We start from the raw sequence: 16,608 nt of genomic DNA on the forward strand, positions 1-16,608 counted from the left end.
CGTGCTGATCGCTAGGTGGTCTGGACCTTTTTGAGCTCCGCCTCGACCGGCGCCGGGTCCCAGGAGAGGTTCAGGTGCAGGTCACCGGCGCCGCGTTCGGAGGCGGCCGCGAACTCCTCGATGAACTGCTCGATCTGCTTGAGCGGCTGGTCGGCCAGCTGCGCACCGGTCTTGTAGAGCTGCTGGAACCGGTCCGGCACCACGGTGGCGCGCAGGTCGGCGGCCCAGTCGAGCAGGTTCTCGTACTCCTCGACGAAGCTGTTGGCCAGATGCCGGATCCGGTCGCTGTCGCCGGGCCGTCCCGCCGGGCCGAACGCCCACTGCAGCCTGCCCGGCGCGAGCAGGTTCGTGATGCCGTTGACGTAGCCGTCGAACGTGCGGCTGCGTGCTTTGAAGTAGTCGAGGGCGTCGGTGTCCGAAGTGATCTCGCGCTTGGGCGAGGCGTAGCCCATCTCGTGGCTGATCTGCTTGTCCTTGAGCTTGCCCAGGTGCAGCGCCACGCTGTCGGCGAACAGCTGGTACTCCCAGCCCGGCTTCGGCCCGTCGACCTCGACGCCCACCTTCTCCGCGATCATCTTGGCCAGCTCGCGCGGCGTGCGGTGGCGCAGGTCGATGTAACCGGTGCCGACGCGCAGGGCCGGAATCACCGTGTCGTCGAACCGCGCGGGCAGCACGTACTCGGTGTCCGAGACCAGCGCGCGGTCGAACGCGGCCTGCCGCTCGTGCTTGGTCCACATCTTCCGCGCGTAGGCCTCGGAAACGAACATCACGCAGAAGCGGGAGTCGTGCCGGTAGATCTGGTCGAGGTGCTCGACCAGGTTCTTGCCCCACAGGTCGGCCTGCTCGTCGGTGTCGTAGAAGCGGGAGACGCCTAGTTCGGTGAGGTGGCGGGCCACCTCTTCGACGTAGTCGCGGTCTTCGCCGGCGAAGGAGAGGCAAACGTCGTACTTGGGCACCTGGTGGAGCTTAGTGGCGGGAACCACAGTCGCTGCGGGGGAGTTGTCCAGGTATGAGCCTGGGGTTCCTGTTCGCGATGTCGTTACCGGCGTTGGTGGCGGCCCTGTTCTTCCTCGCGCTGGTGGAGCGGTTCGTGCGGAAGCGGGGCAGCGGCACCCCGTTGGCCACGGCCGGGATCGGCGAGCTGGGTGCGACGTTCGAGGCGGGCAAGCGGCAGGAACTGGAGTACCGCAAGGAGGAACGGCAGCTGCGCGACGAGGAGGGCGACGGGGCGCCGCCGCGAAGCCGGATCGACCTCGACGGCGGCACGGCCGTGCTCAAGCTGCCGGGCTAGAGGTTGCCGGTCGTCTTGCTGACGTTCACGCGGACGACGACGCGCACGTTGTCGGTGCCGACGTCGCCCTTGTAGTCGTCGCCGGTGTACTTGTTCGCCAGTTCGTTGATGAGGTCGTCGCCGCCCTCGGTCGTCAGCGCCGCCTCACCGCGGAACTCCGTGTAGTGGTACGGGTTGTCCTTGTCGATCACGGTGATGCTGACCCGCGGATCGCGCTTGAGGTGACGCTCCTTCGCGCGACCGACGACCGTGGAGAACAGGACGTCGTCGCCGTCGCGCTTGATCCACACGACCGAGGTCTGCGGGCTGCCGTCCTTGGTCAGGGTGGCGACGGTGGCGTAGTTCGCGCTGTCTAGGAGACCGCGCTGTGGTTCGGAGAGGGTGGCCATGCGATCAACAACGCCGTCGCGATCGCCGCGATTCCCTCGTTCCGGCCGGTGAGACCGAGGCCGTCGGTCGTGGTGCCGGCGACCGAGACGGGGCCGCCGACGGCTTCGGAAAGCGTTTTCTGGGCTTCGTCGCGGCGCTTGCCGACGCGCGGGTGGTTGCCGATCACCTGGACTGTGGCGTTTCCCACACGGAAGCCGGCCTCCTCGATGAGCCGGCGGACTTCGGTGAGCATCACCACGCCGTGCGCGCCGGACCAGCGCGGGTCGGACGTGCCGAAGACCTCGCCCAGGTCACCGAGACCGGCGGCGGACAGCAGCGCGTCGCACAGTGCGTGGGAGGCCACGTCGCCGTCGGAGTGACCAGCGCAACCGTCGACGCCCTCCCACAGCAGTCCGGCGATCCAGCACTCGCGACCTGCTTCGATCGGGTGGACGTCGACACCCTGGCCGATTCTCACGGTTGTTCTCCTGCGAACAGTGCTGCCGCGACCGCGAGGTCGAACGGGGTGGTGATCTTGATGGCGTGCGCGTGTCCGGGAACCGTGTGCACTGTGCCGCCGTTTTTCTCTACGAGAGCAGCGTCATCAGTCGCGGCAATACCGGAGCAATAGGCGGCTTTGAGAGTCTCGGCGCGGAAACCCTGCGGGGTCTGGACGACCCGCAGACCGGCCCGGTCAGGTGTGGAGACGACTACTCCGACCTCGTCCACCTGCTTGATCGTGTCGGTCACCGGAAGCACCGGGATGACTGCGTCGTGCCCGTCGCGCACCGCGGCGACGACGTCGGCGATCACCTGGGGAGGTGTGAAGGCACGGGCGGCGTCGTGCACCAGCACGATGGAGGTGTCCGGAATCACGCGGAGCGCGTGTTCGAGGGCGAGGCGCACCGAGTCCGTGCGCTCCTTGCCCCCTGAAAGCACGTGCACCGCCCCGCCGGCCGGAGCCAGCGAGGCGGTTGCGGTGTGCACTAGATCCACATCGGACGGTGGAGCGGCGATGACGACGTGCTGAACCTGGCCTGACGCGAACAGACCTTGAACGGCACGGGTCAACAGCGGTACCCCGTTGACCGGCACGAGCGCCTTGGGCATCCCGTAGCCCAGACGCTCACCCCGCCCTGCCGCGGGCACGAGCGCGACCACACTCATGTTCGCGGCTTACGTCCGATGCTCTGATGATGTGATTGTCAAAACTACGACGCGGTGGCGAGAACTTCGTCGAGAAGAACCTCGGCCTTGTCCTCGTCGGTGCCCTCGGCCAGCGCCAGCTCACTGACCAGTATCTGCCGCGCCTTCGCCAGCATCCGCTTCTCACCGGCGGACAACCCGCGATCCTTCTCGCGCCGCCAGAGGTCGCGCACCACTTCCGCAACCTTGTTCACGTCGCCGGAGGCGAGCTTCTCAAGGTTGGCCTTGTACCGCCGAGACCAGTTGGTCGGCTCCTCGGTGTGGGGAGCACGCAAGACCTCGAAGACCCGGTCGAGCCCTTCCTGGCCGACAACGTCACGCACGCCGACGATCTCGGCGTTGTCAGCGGGAACCCGAACGGTGAGGTCGCCCTGCGCCACCTTGAGAACGAGGTACTTCTTCTCCTCGCCCTTGATAACGCGGGTCTCGATTGCTTCGATGAGAGCGGCACCGTGGTGCGGGTAGACGACGGTCTCTCCGACCTTGAAAACCATGTGTCCTCTGCCCCTTTCGCTTCCTCCATCCTAACACGTCCGGCAAGGCTTCGAACGCAGGTCGATGATCCGTTAGTGCTGGTCAGGGCCATGCGGGGGGTTGACAAACCACCTGTTTGCGTGCAACGTACGGCCTTGTCAAGATCGATTGGCACCACGTCGCGTCCCCTTTCCGGGCCCCGGTTAGGCTCTTTGCCTGGTGGTTGTTCCCTAGGAAGGACGCTGGAGCCGTGAACTCAGGAGTGTCTCGCCGGTTGATCGCGACGGCAGCGCTGGCCGCAGGCCTCGGCCTGGTGGCGGTCGGCTGCAGCGCCGGTCAGGTCACCCAGACCGACACCCAGGTCGCCGCCGTCGACGGTGCGAGCGGAAACGCGGGCCCGATCGCGGTGCGCAACGTCATGCTGGCGTTCCCGCACGACGGCAACCGCTACCACGAGGGTGAAGACGTGCCGATGACCTTCGTCATCGCGAACACGGGCGAGAACCCCGACAAGCTGCTGTCGATCAAGTCCGAGGCCGCCGAGGGCGAGGCTGAGGTCGTGGGCGGCAAGGACATCCCGGCGCGTTACGCACTGCGGGCCGAGTACGACGCCTCGAAGGCGCCGACGAAGACCTCCGCGCCGTCGTCTTCCGGACACGCGCCGTCGTCCAACGGGCACGCGCCGTCCGACTCGCACGCGCCTACGTCGACGACGGGCTCGCCGACGTCCGGTGCGCCGAAGTCCACGTCGGTCGCCCCGACCTCGACCACGGGCTCGGTGCCGACGTCCGGCTCGGGGGCGCCGTCGTCCACCGGTCGTCCGAGCGGCTCGTCGTCGGTGTCGCCGACCTCGTCGTCGGCCGCGCAGGACCAGTCGCTCGAGGTGCTGCAGATCCGCTGCACGTTGAAGAAGATCAACCGGGACGTGGTGGCCGCGCAGACCATCAAGATCACGTTCCTCTTCGAGAAGGCCGGCTCGGTCACGCTCGAGGTCCCGATGGCACCGTCCGAGCACAAGCGCGTGAGCGAGGGCAACGGCGGCGGCCACTAGGTCGTCGTGCACGAAAACGCCGCTCCCTCTTCGTGAGGGGGCGGCGTTTTCTTTGGTGCTCAGGCGGCCTTGAGCATCGGGCGGAACCTGTCGCGGTAGGCCCACGCGAGGCCGATCTCCGCCGCGACGACGAGCACGGCCATGGTCATGCCCGACGGCTCCAGGAACACGTGGAACAAGAAAATGTTCACGACCATCGGGGCCAGCATCGCGAGCGCCAGCGGCACGAACCGGCCGACGATCAGCAGCAGGCCGGAGAGCAGCTGGACCCCGGACGCGAGCTGCAGCATGTATCCGGTGGCGTAGAGCGCGCCGCTGAAGGCCACGCCCTCCGGCGCCAGGGTGCTGGGGTCCGGTGCGGGCATGAACATCAGGAAGCCGTTCAGGCCGGTGGTGGCGAACAGCAGGCCGGTCAGCACGCGGGTGACGACGGTGGCGTAGCGGCCGAGCTTGCGGGTCTTGGGCGCGGTTGCGTTGGTCACGGTGTCCTCCAGGCTGTGGTGTCCTTCCACTGATGCGTCGAACGGGCACCACGACGGATCGACAAACCCTCTGAAGATTTTTTGTCGGTGGTGTGCTCTAACGTTCGTCGCGTGGCGAAGACAGCGCGGCCGATCTTCCGTTGTGCCGAGTGCGGGCACGAGGTGGCGAAGTGGTTCGGCCGCTGCCCCGAGTGCCAGGCCTGGGGCAGCATCGAGGAACGTGGCACGGCGTCGGTGACCCGTGTGGTGGCAGGCGCGCCGACGTCGGCGGCGCGGCCCATCGGCGAGGTCGACATCGAGTCGGCGCGCGCGTTGTCGACGGGCGTCAGCGAGTTCGACCGGGTGCTGGGCGGCGGCCTGGTGCCGGGCGCCGTCGTGCTGCTGGCCGGCGAGCCGGGCGTGGGCAAGTCCACGTTGCTGCTGGAGACCGCGCACCGCTGGGCCGAGTCGCACGGGCGCTGCCTCTATGTCACGGGTGAGGAGTCGGCGGGGCAGGTGCGGTTGCGGGCGGAGCGCACCGGCAACCTGCACGCCGAGATGTACCTGGCGGCGGAGAGCGAGCTCAGCGCGTTGCTCGGGCAGGTCGACCAGGTGAAGCCGTCCATGCTGATCGTCGACTCGGTGCAGACCATGTCGACGGTGAGCGTCGAGGGCGTGCCGGGCGGCGTCACGCAGGTGCGGACCGTGGCGTCCGGGCTGATCGCGATGGCCAAGGAGCGCGGGCTGCCAGTCGTGCTGGTCGGCCACGTCACGAAGGACGGATCCGTTGCGGGGCCCCGAGTCCTGGAACACCTCGTCGACGTGGTGCTGCAGTTCGAGGGCGACCGGCACTCGTCGTTGAGGCTGCTGCGCGGCATCAAGAACCGCTACGGCGCGGCCGACGAGGTCGGCTGCTTCGAGCTGCGCGACGACGGCATCGTGGGCGTGCCGGACCCGTCCGGCCTGTTCCTGACGCGCCGCGAGAAGGCCGTCGAGGGCACCTGCGTCACGGTGATCGTCGAGGGCAAACGGCCGATGCTCGGCGAGGTGCAGGCGTTGGTGGCCAAGACGAACCTCCCCGCGCCCCGCCGTGCGGTGAGCGGGTTGGACTCCGCGCGGATCTCGATGGCCCTTGCGGTGCTGGAGAAGCGCGGCAAGGTCAACCTGTTCCAGAAGGACGTCTTCACCGCGACCGTGGGCGGAATGCGCCTGGTGGAGCCGGCCGCGGACCTGGCCGTGGTGCTGGCGGTCGCCTCGGCCGAACGCGAGATCGCCCTGCCGGCCGACCTGGTGGTGCTCGGCGAGGTGGGGCTCGCCGGCGAGATCAGGCGCGTCAACGGCGTCGGCAAGCGCCTGCAGGAGGCCGCACGGCTCGGCTTCAAGAAGGCACTGGTGCCGCCGGACCACGGACCGCTGCCCGACGGCGTGCGGGCGCTCGTGGCGAACGATCTGGTGTCGGCGCTGGACGTGCTGGGCCTGAACCGCCGGCGGGCGGGTAAGAGCGAGGATGACTGAGCTGCTGCGCCGGGCCGCGGCGCTGGTGCCCGCCGATGCCCGCAGCAGCAGTGGCTGCACGGCCGAGGACGTGCTGACCTGCCTGGCCGACGACGAGTGGGAGTTCGCGCTCGAGGTGCTCGGCGACTTCGACGGCATCGGCTGGCAGACGGCGGAGTACTGGCAGCTGCTGGCGGCCGCGGCGGCGGAGCTGTACCTGCCGTCGAAGTGGTTCCACTGGCGCGAGGCCGAGACGCGGCTGGGCCTGCTCCGCGTCGACCTCCAGCTCGTGCCGAGCACTCGCAAGCCGATTCCGGCCGCAGGTGTGCTGCGGCCGTTGTGGGACGTGGGTGGTGGCGATCTGCGGGTCGCCGGGATGTGGCTCGAGTCGACCTCCGAACTCGAGGCCGGTGGCCGCGCGACGGTCCGGCTGCTGGCGATGTCACCGGCAGCGTGGCGTCACCTCGCGCCGGGAGACGTGATCACCATGCACGAGGGACAGCCGGTGGCCGGTACGGCGACTGTGATCGAATACTGGGGTGTTGGGGAGGCACGACCGCGAGATAGGTGAGTTGTTGCGGTTCGCGGCGGGCATGGTGCCGGCGGAGGTGCAGAGCGAGGACGTGCTCGACCACCTCGACCACGAGGAGTGGGAGCTGGTGCTCGACCTGCTGGGGGAGTTCGGCGGCAACACCTGGCAGACGCCGCGCTACTGGGCTCTGCTGGCTGAGGCGGCCCTTCAGTTGGAGGCGGACGACGCCTGGTTCCAGTGGCGGTGCGTGGAGTCGATCCAAGGCCTGCTGCGGGTGGAGCTCACCCTGGCGCACGACGCGGAACCCCTGCAGGCCAGGGGAGAACGGCCGACCTGGGACCTGACCGGCAACGACCGGCGGGTCGCCGCGCTGTGGATCGAGTCCAAGCCGGTGCTGGGTCCTGGAGAGCGCGCGTCGGCTCGGTTGCGGCCGTTCCTGCCGACGGCGTGGACGCATCTGGCCAGGGGTGACCTGATCGCCCTGCACGGCAGGTCGCCAGGGACGGCGAAGATCATCGAGAAGGTACCGCCGCGGCCGTAAGCAGCCTGCGCAGCGCGGTCGGCGTGTACCCGACGTGCTCGCGCACAGTCCGCGACAGGTGCGCCTGATCCGCGAACCCGAGATCGGCCGCCAGCGCCGCCAAACCGGTCTCGCCCGATTCCAGGCGGTCCAGCGCCGCAGCCACCCGGACCCGGTTGCGGTACCGGGTCAGCGACACCCCCAACTCCCGGCTGAAAACCCTGCTGAGTCGGTACGGCGAGACGCCCAGCAACCCAGCCAGGGAAATCAACCCGGCTGCGGCGGGATGACCGGCAAAGATCACCTCGCGGGCCCTGGCCACCAGCGCCCGATCGCCGGCACCGCCAGAAGCAGGGAGAGTCGTCGTCACCACCTGCGAGACGACCGAACCCACCAAGCCGACCAGGTCCTCCGAACCACGAGCGGCCAGCAACCGCCGGTGGGCCAGATCGAGCCTGCCGTCGACGTACACCGACGAACCGTTCAGCCGCGGTTCCTCGCCTGCCACAGCACGCCACAGATCCCCAGAAATGCTGATCGACGTGCACACGTCGCCGCCAACCGGATGGGCGAACTGCTCCTCCTCGCCGGGCAGCCCGACGTAGCCGACGGTGCGGTCGAGGTCCACGGACACCCCGCGAACGCGCCGGCGGAAACCGCCGCGCTGCACGAGCACCAGCCGGACGTCCGAGCGCGGTGGCTCGGCCGACCAGTCGCGGTGGTCGGCCGAGCAGTCCACCGCAGAGACGGCGAACTCCGGACGGGCCGCCAGGTCGACGAACGAGAGCACCCTCGCAGGCTAGGCCGGCGGTCTGACAATTTCGCGCAAGGATCTTCAAGACCGCGGGGGCACGCCAAAGCCAGGCTGGAGGCCGACAAGCACAGGAGGAGACATCATGGCCAAGCTCACCGCGTTTCTCGTCGACTGCGCGGACCCGGCGCCGCTCGCCGACTTCTACCGCGAGCTCACCGGCTGGGAGGAGACGTACCGCGACGAGGACAGCGTCTACCTGGGCAAAGACGGCGGCGTGCAGCTCGCGTTCGTTCGGGTCGAGGGTTACCAGCCGCCGAGCTGGCCCAGCACGGCCAAGCAGTCGCACCTGGACTTCAACGTCGCCGATGTCGACGAGACCGTCACGCGCCTGCTCGCGCTGGGTGCCACCAAGCCCGAGTTCCAGCCAGGCGGCGACAAGTGGACGGTGCTGGCCGACCCGCAGGGCCACCTGCTCTGCCTGGTCGCCTGATGGCCTCCATCAGCAGGGAGGTCGTGATCGAGTCCAGTGCCGACGACGTGTGGAAGGTGATCGGCGAGTTCGCCACGGGCCCGACGCGCATGGCACCGGGGTTCATCACGGACACGAAGGCCGAGGGCGACGAACGGGTCGTCACCTTCGCCGACGGCACGGTTGTGCGGGAGCGGCTGGTCACGGTCGACCACGACGCGCGCCGGATCGTGTACTCGATCGTCGGCGGCGTCATCCAGCCCGAGCACGACAACGCGGCCATGCAGGTCATCGCAGCAGGCGATCGGTGCAGGCTCACCTGGATCCGCGACGTGCTGCCCGACGAGCTGGCCGCACCGATAGCCGAGTCGATGTCGCAGGGCATCGAGGTCATCCAGAAGACGCTCGACAACTGAAAACGCACGCGGGGAGCTTTCGCACTCTCCTACAGTACGAAAGATCCCCGCGTGCGTTCAGATCACTGCGAGAGCAACTGGGCGCAGCGGATCAGGCCCAGGTGCGAGTACGCCTGCGGGTGGTTGCCCAGCGAACGCTCGGCCACCGGGTCGTACTCCTCGGGCAGCAGACCCGTGGGACCCGCCGCCGCGACGATCTGACCGAACAGCTCCTCGGCCTCCGTGCGACGACCCGTCAGCAGATAGGCCTCGATCATCCACGCCGCGCACAGGTGGAAGCCGCCCTCGTCGCCCGGCAGGCCGTCGTCGCGGTGGTAGCGGTAGACGGTCGAGCCGGACCGCAGCTCGGCCTCGATGGCGGTGACCGTGTGCTGGAACCGCTCGTCGGCCGGGTCGATCAACCCCGACAGGCCGACGAACAAAGAAGCCGCGTCCAGGTCGTCGCCGTCGTAGGCCGTGGTGAACGACTGGACCTCGTCGTTCCAGCCGTTCTTCAGCACGTCCGTGGCGATCGTGTCGCGCAACGGCACCCACGAGGGGTCCAGAGCGCGGCCGAACTGCTCGCCGAGCTTGATCGCGCGGTCGATGGTCAGCCAGCACATGACCTTCGAGTACACGTGGTGGCGCGGCGCGTGCCGCTCCTCCCAGATGCCGTGGTCCGGCTCGTGCCAGCGCCGCGAGACGGCCTCGGCCATCGCCTGGACCATCTTCCAGTCCGCATCGGAGAGCGACCCGCGGGCCGAAGCCAGCGAAACCACCAGGTCGACCACCGGACCGAACACGTCGAGCTGCACCTGCTGGTTCGCGAGGTTGCCGACGCGCACCGGGCGTGAGCCCGCGTAGCCGGGCAGCGTGTCGATCACGGCCTCGGCACCGAGCTGCGTGCCGTGCAACGTGTACAGCGGGTGCAGGCGCTCGGGACCGGGGATGGTCTCCAGCACGCCGTGCAGCCAGGCCAGGAAACCGTCGGCCTCGGCGAAGGACCCCACCGACACGAGCGCGGACGCGGTCATCGCGCCGTCCCGCAGCCAGCAGTAGCGGTAGTCCCAGTTGCGGACACCGCCCAGCTCCTCCGGCAGCGACGTGGTGGCCGCCGCCATGATCGAGCCGGAGTCCTTGTGCACCAGGCCGCGCAACGTCAGCGCCGAGCGCAGCACCAGGTCGGTCTGCACGGTCGGCAACCGGAGGCCCGCCGCCCAGTCCGCCCAGTAGCCGGACGCACGGTCCCGGCGCACGGACTCGGGCAGCGCGTGCTCGGAGAGGTCGTCGGTGCCGCAACGCAGTTCCAGCAACACCGGCGCACCCTCACGCGGGCGCACGACGGCCCGTGCGGTCTCCTGCACGCCGTCGGAGGTGATCTCCCAGTCGACGCCCGGCGAACGCAGCACCATCGGGTCGGACGTGCCGACCACGCGCAGGCCGTCGCGCTCGCGGATGAAGCGCACCGGCACCTGGCCGAACTCGGGCCGCGGCGCGAACGTGATCACCGCGTTGGTCGAGCCGGAGATCCGCCGCACGAGGTCCGTGCGGTGCGAGGCGAGGTCGTGCTCCAGGTAGTCCGTCACCAGGAGCCGCGACCAGCGGGTCTCCACGATCATCGTGCCCGGCAGGTAGCGCTGGCCCAGCGGCAGCGACCCGTGCTCCGGCTTGATCGAGAAGTGGCCCGCGGCAGGACCACCGAGCAGGTCGGCGAAGATCGCCGCCGAGTCCGGCTCGGGGTGGCACAGCCAGTTGACCTTGGCGTCCGGCGTGACCAGCGCGACCGAACGCTCGTTCGCGAGCATGGTCAGCCGCTCGATCGGCACGGCCTGGTCGCCGTGCAGCCAGGCGCGCCGTTCCTCGAGCAGGAACGCGAGCACCGTGGCCACGTCGGCGGGGTCGTTCACGTAGTGCTCGGCCAGCGACTCACCGGCACCCACGCGGATGCCGACGTCCGGGCCGGACAGGCGCGCGAACGCCTTCTCGTCCGTCACGTCGTCGCCCAGGAAGATCGCCGCGGTGGCGCCGACCTGGTGGCGCAGGATGTCCAGCGCCTGGCCCTTGTTGGTCTCGACGACCGCGAGCTCGATGACGGCCTTGCCCTCCGTGACCTGCACACCTTCCCAGGTGCACGGGCCGGAGCGGACGGCGGCGAGCACGGTCTCGCCGACCGCCGCGTCGGCACGCCGCACGTGCACGGCGACCGACGCGGGCTTCACCTCGAGGTGCACGCCCTCGTGGCTGTCGACGATCTCTTCCAGCTCGGCCTCGATGCGGCGCAGCAGCGCCTTGGCGGTCGCGTCCAGCGCGTGGACGAAACCGACGTCGAACTCCGAGCCGTGTGATCCGACGAGGTGAACCTCACCGGGTAGGCGGGACAGCGTGGCGAGGTCGCGCAGCGCGCGACCGGAGATCACGGCTGAGGTGGTCTCGTGCAGGCTCGCGAGCGAACGCAGCGCGTTCACCGACTCCGGGAGCGGGCGGGCCTGCTCCGGGTCGCTCACGATCGGCGCGAGTGTTCCGTCGTAGTCGCTGGCGACCAGAAGTCGCGGGGTCCGCGCGAGCTGGCAGATGGCTCGGCGCAGTTCGGCGGGGAGGGCCTCGGCGGTCAACGCCCCTCCTGGAGCACTCGTCGGGTCAAAAATGGGATCTGAAAGGATTCAGACCGAGGTCTGCGTGCCCAACGCCTCCAGGAACGACCTCGCCCAACGGTCAACGTCGTGGGTGAGGACTTGGCGGCGCAGCGCGCGCATCCTACGGCGGCCTTCAGCAGGATCGATGTCGAGGGCGGCCTGCAGTGCGTTCTTGACACCGTCCAGATCATGGGGGTTCACCAGGAACGCACTGGTCAGTTCTGCGGCAGCGCCGGCGAACTCGCTGAGCACCAGAGCTCCACCAAGATCATATCGGCAGGCCACGTACTCCTTGCAGACGAGGTTCATACCGTCACGAACCGGCGTCACCACCATGACGTCCGCGGCGCTCATGAACGCCACCAGTTCTTCGCGGTTGACCGATTGGTGGAGGTAGTGGACCACCGGTTTGCCAACCCGCCCGAACTCGCCGTTGATCCGGCCGACGGACTGCTCGATGTCCTTGCGCATCGTCTTGTAGTGGTCGACGCGCTCCCGGCTGGGCGTGGCGAGCTGGACCATCGCGACGTCCTCCGGGTCCACGCGTCCGTCCGCGATCAGCTCGTACAGAGCGCGGATCCGGACGTCGATGCCCTTCGTGTAGTCGAGACGGTCCACGCCGAGCAGGATGCGCTTCGGGTTGCCCAGGTCCTCTCGAATCTGCCTCGCGCGGGCTTGCGTCTCCTTGCGCCGCGCGACGGCGTCCAGGCCGGCGCTGTCGATCGAGATCGGGAACGCGCCGACCCGCACGGTCCGGTCACCGACCTGCACGACACCTGGCCGGGTGCGGACACCAACGGTGCCGCGGCTCGGCTCCAGGCCGACCAGCCGGCGGGCCAGCCAGAGGAAGTTCTGCGCGCCGCCGGGCCGGTGGAAGCCCACCAGGTCGGCGCCGAGCAGGCCGCGAATGATCTCCGTGCGCCACGGCAGCTGCATGAACAGCTCGACCGGGGGGAACGGGATGTGCAGGAAGAAGCCGATCTTCAGGTCGGGCCGCTGCTCGCGCAGCATCGCCGGGACGAGCTGCAGCTGGTAGTCCTGCACCCACACGGTCGCGCCCTGCGCGGCGATCTTCGCGGTCGCGTCGGCGAACCGCTGGTTGACCTGCCGGTAGGAGTTCCACCAGTGCCGGTGGAACGCGGGCTGCGCGACGACGTCGTGGTAGAGCGGCCAGAGGGTGCCGTTGGAGAAGCCTTCGTAGTAGTCCTCGACCTCTTTGGCCGACAGCGGGACCGGGTGCAGCAGCAGGCCGTCGTCCTCGAACGGCGACACGTCCGCGTCGGCCACGCCCGGCCAGCCGACCCATGCGCCGCTGTGTGAGCGAAGAAATGGTTCGAGCGCGCTCACCAACCCCCCAGGGCTGTGCTTCCACCGCTCTGTCCCGTCGGGCAAGCGCTCCAGGTCAACCGGGAGCCGATTGGCCACGACTACGAATTCCGCCCCGTTCTCGCCAATGTCCATGCTCACATTTCTGAGGCTAGTGCGGACGCGTGTCCGGGGCGTGTCGTGTAACCCCCGTCACAGCAACGTTCACTCCAACCGACGCTCGGTGGGTTTGAGCGGGCCGGACATGCGTGGACCTGCGAACTTGCGCTCCAACCGGCCCAGTCCGGTGCGCACCGGCTGGGCCAGGTACTCGCCGAACACCACCCCTCCGGCCAGAGCGAGAGCAATACCACTCGCGAACATCAACGTGCTCAAACCGGCCGGATCGCCCTCCGCGGTGAGCTGGAACAGGCCTCGGTAGGTGGTCCAGCCGGGCAGCAGCGGGACCACGCCGGCCTGCACGACGACCAGCGTCGGGATGCGCAGCCTTCGGGTCATCGTCGCGCCGCCGAACCCGGTGATCGCGGCGGCCACCGCGGAGGAGAACAGCACGTCCAGGCCGAAGCTCGTGACGAGACCGTAGGAGGCCGTGCCGATCGCGCCGGAGATGGCGGCGGCGACGAGCGCGCGCGGCTGGGCGTAACAGGCGAGCGCGAAGCACGCACTGGTCGCCGCACCGGCTGCGAACTGCATCGGCACCGCGGAGATCAACGGCGGCAACGGGTCGGTGAGCCGGATTTCCAGTCCGAAGTGGAGGGCCGTGCGGATGGCGATCGCGACGCCCGCGATCAAGCCGGCGCTGAGCAGCACGGTCTCCACGGTGCGGCCGGCGGCGGTGACGTTGTAGCCGGAGATCGCGTCCTGCACGGTGCTCACCAGCGCGAGGCCGGACAGCAGCACGACGATCCCGACGGCGACCAGCAGGCTCGGCCGGACGTTGGGCAGCAACCCCGTGGCGAAGACGGTCAGCGCCGCACCGGTCGCGAGCGCACCGCCGACGAGCTGCTGGAAGAAGAACGGCAGCGCACGGCGGTTGAGGACCCGGCCGACCCGGTCGATCACGGCGGTGACGATTCCGGCGGTGATCGCGAGCTCCCACCCGCCACCGACGAGGAACGCGACGGCCGCGGCCATGCCGGCCCAGGCGGCGGTGGCGACCCAGCGCGGGTACGGGTGCTTGGCGTTGGTGATGTCCTCGAGCTGCGCGTGCGCGTCCTCGATCGGGCCGAGGTGCCGCACGAGGTGTTCGACGGCAGCCAGTCGCGTGTAGTCGAGGCTGCGCTGCCGGACCACGCGCACCGCGGTGATCGGTGGCGCGTCCGTGCCCCGATGGCACGAGACGCTGATAGAGGTGTAGATCACGTCGACTTCCGTGTGCGGAAGTCCATAGCTCTCGGTGACCGAAAGAATCGTGGCAGTTACGTCGGCTGCGCCCGCCCCACTGGCCATTTGGACCTCACCGATCTTCAGTGCGAGATCGAGTACCAGGTGAACAGTGGTGTCGTCGGGCAGTGCGGGGCCGTGCAGGTTGTTCGTGGAAATCTCGCGCACCTCCGTCGTGTGATCGTGCGGAGCACTTCGACTGTTGCTGTGTCGTCTGCCACCTCCGATCGGGCTACCCGAAAAGGAGGACATGATCACTATCCGTTGGTTACCCTCCTGACCTGGTCAAGGCGGCCGGTCCGGCGCTTTGACCCACTCAGTTGGTTGGTCTGCCTCCGACAGGAGCAATCCGATCACACTGAGAGCAGACCGTTCGCCGCAGGTAGCACCCGCAACGGGCGCTTACCATGTTCGCGAACACGAGCCAGGCCGGCGTAGCTCAATTGGCAGAGCACTCGCCTTGTAAGCGAAAGGTTAGGGGTTCGATTCCCCTCGCCGGCTCTTATCCGACGAGGGTTCGCCCAGGTGGGCGGGCCCTCGTCGCAATTCGACGTGACTGTTCGTCAGCTTTTGCGAACGAGTCCGGTAAAGCCCGCGACACTCAGCGTGGCGAACGACCAGCCCAGGATCTGCACCACCCAGCCTGCTCCGGTCGCCCACTGGCCGGCTGGTCCGTTCGCCAGTTCGCATCTCGGTGTGCCGCCGAACTTCACCAGCGGGATCGCCAGATCCGCCGCAAGACTGATTCTGTTCACGGGTGAACAGGCGTCAGCTGGGCGATCTTTGGCCGGGGTCAGGCCGCCGAACTGTCCGGCTGTCCACACGAGACAGATCGACAACAGGAACGTGACCAGCAGGCCCGCCACGGCTCTCGACGGCCGGTAGCCGTAGCCGAGGGTGACGCCGAGAAACCGGTGCCACAGCAGGTTGCCGGGATCGCCGAAGTCGTGGAGGTCGTCCTGCTGCGCGATGAGGATCTTTCGCGCCGTGTGTTCGTGGCCCACCGCGCGGTGCACGCCAGCCAGTTGCTGATAGGGCTGAGGGTGGTAGCGGAACGTGTGGTGCCGCAGCATCTTGAGCCACGCGTCGGTGTCGTCCGGCGGTTCGGGGTAGGTCAGGCCGTTCACCGCCACCAGGAAGAACTCGGCCTTGATCAGTTCGGGCACGTTCAGCACGAGGGAGTCGCCGACGTCGGTGCCGGACAGGTCCAGTTCGTGGCCGGCGCCGTGGTTGATCAGCTTGTCCGGGCGGAAGTCCAGGTCACCGGCCACAAAGGTGTCGGCGATCTGCACCGCCGACGCCGCGGTGTCCGACTCGAAGGCGATCTCGACGAGGGCGAGGCCCGCTTCGATCTTCGTCTTGTGCATCAGGAGGGCCACGCCCTCGCGTGCGCGCACCGAGCCACCCATGACGAGGTCGGACCCGAACCAGGTGCCGACCACGCGAATCGCCGCCTCGGCAGCTCCGGAGCGCAGGTCGAAGCCGTCGGCGAGCGTCACGAGGGAGCGGAAGTGCGTGCCGTCGAAGCTGATCGCGTTGCCCTTGTCACTGCGCAGCACGACCCACCTCGCGATCACGCCGTCCACCGCAGCGTCGACCAGTTCGAGTGCCATGCCCTCGCCGTTCGCTTTCAGCAAGGCGTGGTCGAGCGTGATCGTGCCGCCGATCCTCGCGTTGACGGCGGTCACCGCCGCGCCCGAGTCGTTGACGACCACTGCTCCTGTCAGGTCGAGATCGCCGATCTCGCAGCCGCCGAGATCCAGCGCCGCGCCGTCGTGGTCCGCACAGACGTACAGCCCGTCGGCTTTGACGTTTCTGCTGACCTGCATTCCGACGCCGCTGAACGACCACATGCTGCTGCCCGAGAGCAGCAACGGGCCGTCGATGCGCGCGTTGTCGAGGTCGACGAGCCCGGTGCAGCGGGCGTCCGTCATCCCGAAGTAGCGGGTGCGGAGGCCTTCGGCGTCGAGTTCGGGCATCGTCGACCCGTCGAGCGTCAGCGAGTACAGCTCCGTGTCGCGGAGCAACAGCGGCTCGTCGAACACGCACTCGTCCAGTTCCAGCGAGGTCGAGGCCTGGACGTTCATGAGATCGAGCTGACCGGTGATCCGCGCGCTGGTCACCCGTATTCCGACCGGGTCGAGCTCGTTCGCCCGCAGCAGGTCGCGGATGGCCTTCGCGCGCAGCCGGTTGTCGCCGCGGCGCGAGAGGTCGAGCATCTCACCAGCCTCGGCGGCGCGTTTCATGTCC

At 68.7% G+C, this 16,608-nt stretch carries 18 protein-coding genes and 1 tRNA gene; 8 read left to right on the forward strand and 11 right to left on the reverse strand.

Annotated elements, in window-relative coordinates:
- Nucleotides 1-11: 11 nt before the first annotated feature.
- Nucleotides 12-956, reverse strand: a complete 945-nt coding sequence (locus tag DI276_RS08210; RefSeq protein ID WP_157984582.1) for a toll/interleukin-1 receptor domain-containing protein — start codon at nt 954-956, stop codon at nt 12-14.
- A gap of 53 nt (nt 957-1,009) precedes the next feature.
- On the opposite strand from DI276_RS08210, the gene DI276_RS08215 reads away from it, so the two are divergent.
- Entirely contained in the window at nt 1,010-1,291 is a 282-nt protein-coding gene (locus DI276_RS08215; RefSeq protein WP_112262661.1) for a DUF6191 domain-containing protein, read from the forward strand.
- Here DI276_RS08215 and DI276_RS08220 read toward each other — a convergent pair.
- From DI276_RS08220 to DI276_RS08235, 4 genes are read right to left on the reverse strand one after another with little or no spacing between them, the layout of a single operon-like run.
- A complete protein-coding gene (locus DI276_RS08220; RefSeq protein ID WP_112262662.1) occupies nt 1,288-1,680 on the reverse strand; it encodes a PPOX class F420-dependent oxidoreductase in 393 nt (130 codons plus the stop codon). The genes DI276_RS08215 and DI276_RS08220 overlap by 4 nt on opposite strands.
- Nucleotides 1,644-2,138 carry a 2-C-methyl-D-erythritol 2,4-cyclodiphosphate synthase gene (ispF, locus tag DI276_RS08225; protein WP_112262663.1) on the reverse strand — a complete coding sequence of 165 codons (495 nt, stop codon included), beginning with the start codon at nt 2,136-2,138 and terminating at the stop codon, nt 1,644-1,646. Before ispF ends, DI276_RS08220 begins: the two co-directional genes overlap by 37 nt.
- Nucleotides 2,135-2,827: a 2-C-methyl-D-erythritol 4-phosphate cytidylyltransferase gene (gene ispD, locus DI276_RS08230; protein WP_112262664.1), complete on the reverse strand. Its 693-nt coding sequence runs from the start codon at nt 2,825-2,827 to the stop codon at nt 2,135-2,137. The genes ispF and ispD overlap by 4 nt, the downstream gene beginning before the upstream one ends.
- Before the next feature lie 44 nt (nt 2,828-2,871).
- The gene (locus tag DI276_RS08235) at nt 2,872-3,360 is read right to left on the reverse strand and encodes a CarD family transcriptional regulator (protein ID WP_065915127.1); all 489 of its coding nucleotides are present in this window, start codon (nt 3,358-3,360) and stop codon (nt 2,872-2,874) included.
- Between the two features lie 230 nt (nt 3,361-3,590).
- Here DI276_RS08235 and DI276_RS08240 point away from each other — a divergent pair, with 230 nt between their 5' ends.
- Nucleotides 3,591-4,391 carry a hypothetical protein gene (locus tag DI276_RS08240; protein WP_157984583.1) on the forward strand — a complete coding sequence of 267 codons (801 nt, stop codon included), beginning with the start codon at nt 3,591-3,593 and terminating at the stop codon, nt 4,389-4,391.
- Between the two features lie 59 nt (nt 4,392-4,450).
- Here DI276_RS08240 and DI276_RS08245 read toward each other — a convergent pair whose 3' ends face one another.
- Entirely contained in the window at nt 4,451-4,873 is a 423-nt protein-coding gene (locus tag DI276_RS08245) for a DoxX family protein (protein WP_157984584.1), read from the reverse strand.
- A gap of 111 nt (nt 4,874-4,984) precedes the next feature.
- Between DI276_RS08245 and radA the strand changes: the two genes are divergently transcribed.
- From radA to DI276_RS08260, 3 genes are read left to right on the forward strand one after another with little or no spacing between them, the layout of a single operon-like run.
- Complete coding sequence (gene radA / locus DI276_RS08250) at nt 4,985-6,367, forward strand: DNA repair protein RadA (RefSeq protein WP_112262667.1); 1,383 nt, start codon at nt 4,985-4,987, stop codon at nt 6,365-6,367.
- On the forward strand, nt 6,360-6,917 hold the full coding sequence (locus tag DI276_RS08255) for a hypothetical protein (protein ID WP_112262668.1): 558 nt from the start codon (nt 6,360-6,362) through the stop codon (nt 6,915-6,917). Before radA ends, DI276_RS08255 begins: the two co-directional genes overlap by 8 nt.
- A complete protein-coding gene (locus DI276_RS08260; protein ID WP_157984585.1) occupies nt 6,889-7,419 on the forward strand; it encodes a hypothetical protein in 531 nt (176 codons plus the stop codon). Before DI276_RS08255 ends, DI276_RS08260 begins: the two co-directional genes overlap by 29 nt.
- Here the strand turns inward: DI276_RS08260 and DI276_RS08265 are convergent.
- Nucleotides 7,391-8,188, reverse strand: coding sequence for a helix-turn-helix domain-containing protein (locus DI276_RS08265; RefSeq protein ID WP_112262670.1), 798 nt, complete (start codon nt 8,186-8,188; stop codon nt 7,391-7,393). The genes DI276_RS08260 and DI276_RS08265 overlap by 29 nt on opposite strands.
- Before the next feature lie 106 nt (nt 8,189-8,294).
- On the opposite strand from DI276_RS08265, the gene DI276_RS08270 reads away from it, so the two are divergent.
- Nucleotides 8,295-8,642, forward strand: coding sequence for a VOC family protein (locus DI276_RS08270; protein ID WP_112262671.1), 348 nt, complete (start codon nt 8,295-8,297; stop codon nt 8,640-8,642).
- Nucleotides 8,642-9,037, forward strand: a complete 396-nt coding sequence (locus DI276_RS08275; RefSeq protein WP_112262672.1) for an SRPBCC family protein — start codon at nt 8,642-8,644, stop codon at nt 9,035-9,037. The genes DI276_RS08270 and DI276_RS08275 overlap by 1 nt, the downstream gene beginning before the upstream one ends.
- A gap of 62 nt (nt 9,038-9,099) precedes the next feature.
- Here the strand turns inward: DI276_RS08275 and otsB are convergent, their stop codons facing one another.
- From otsB to DI276_RS08290, 3 genes are all read right to left on the reverse strand, one after another.
- Nucleotides 9,100-11,628: a trehalose-phosphatase gene (gene otsB, locus DI276_RS08280; protein ID WP_112262673.1), complete on the reverse strand. Its 2,529-nt coding sequence runs from the start codon at nt 11,626-11,628 to the stop codon at nt 9,100-9,102.
- A gap of 48 nt (nt 11,629-11,676) precedes the next feature.
- A complete protein-coding gene (locus DI276_RS08285) occupies nt 11,677-13,110 on the reverse strand; it encodes an alpha,alpha-trehalose-phosphate synthase (UDP-forming) (protein ID WP_112262674.1) in 1,434 nt (477 codons plus the stop codon).
- Nucleotides 13,111-13,179: 69 nt separating this feature from the next.
- Nucleotides 13,180-14,526, reverse strand: a complete 1,347-nt coding sequence (locus tag DI276_RS08290) for a threonine/serine exporter family protein (RefSeq protein ID WP_232836526.1) — start codon at nt 14,524-14,526, stop codon at nt 13,180-13,182.
- 260 nt (nt 14,527-14,786) lie between these two features.
- Here DI276_RS08290 and DI276_RS08295 point away from each other — a divergent pair.
- Nucleotides 14,787-14,859: transfer RNA gene (locus DI276_RS08295), tRNA-Thr, on the forward strand.
- A gap of 62 nt (nt 14,860-14,921) precedes the next feature.
- Here DI276_RS08295 and DI276_RS08300 read toward each other — a convergent pair.
- On the reverse strand, nt 14,922-16,604 hold the full coding sequence (locus DI276_RS08300) for a hypothetical protein (RefSeq protein WP_112262675.1): 1,683 nt from the start codon (nt 16,602-16,604) through the stop codon (nt 14,922-14,924).
- Between the last annotated feature and the right edge of the window lie 4 nt (nt 16,605-16,608).

The organism is Lentzea terrae, assembly GCF_003265345.1.
GTDB lineage: Bacteria > Actinomycetota > Actinomycetes > Mycobacteriales > Pseudonocardiaceae > Lentzea > Lentzea terrae.

Coding starts and splice junctions, on each gene's coding strand:
- DI276_RS08215 (WP_112262661.1), top strand. CDS start 1,010: ATGAGCCTGGGGTTCCTGTTCGCGATGTCGTTACCGGCGTTGGTGGCG.
- DI276_RS08220 (WP_112262662.1), bottom strand. CDS start 1,680: ATGGCCACCCTCTCCGAACCACAGCGCGGTCTCCTAGACAGCGCGAAC.
- ispD (WP_112262664.1), bottom strand. CDS start 2,827: ATGAGTGTGGTCGCGCTCGTGCCCGCGGCAGGGCGGGGTGAGCGTCTG.
- DI276_RS08235 (WP_065915127.1), bottom strand. CDS start 3,360: ATGGTTTTCAAGGTCGGAGAGACCGTCGTCTACCCGCACCACGGTGCC.
- DI276_RS08255 (WP_112262668.1), top strand. CDS start 6,360: ATGACTGAGCTGCTGCGCCGGGCCGCGGCGCTGGTGCCCGCCGATGCC.
- DI276_RS08270 (WP_112262671.1), top strand. CDS start 8,295: ATGGCCAAGCTCACCGCGTTTCTCGTCGACTGCGCGGACCCGGCGCCG.
- DI276_RS08275 (WP_112262672.1), top strand. CDS start 8,642: ATGGCCTCCATCAGCAGGGAGGTCGTGATCGAGTCCAGTGCCGACGAC.
- DI276_RS08285 (WP_112262674.1), bottom strand. CDS start 13,110: ATGGACATTGGCGAGAACGGGGCGGAATTCGTAGTCGTGGCCAATCGG.
- DI276_RS08300 (WP_112262675.1), bottom strand. CDS start 16,604: ATGAAACGCGCCGCCGAGGCTGGTGAGATGCTCGACCTCTCGCGCCGC.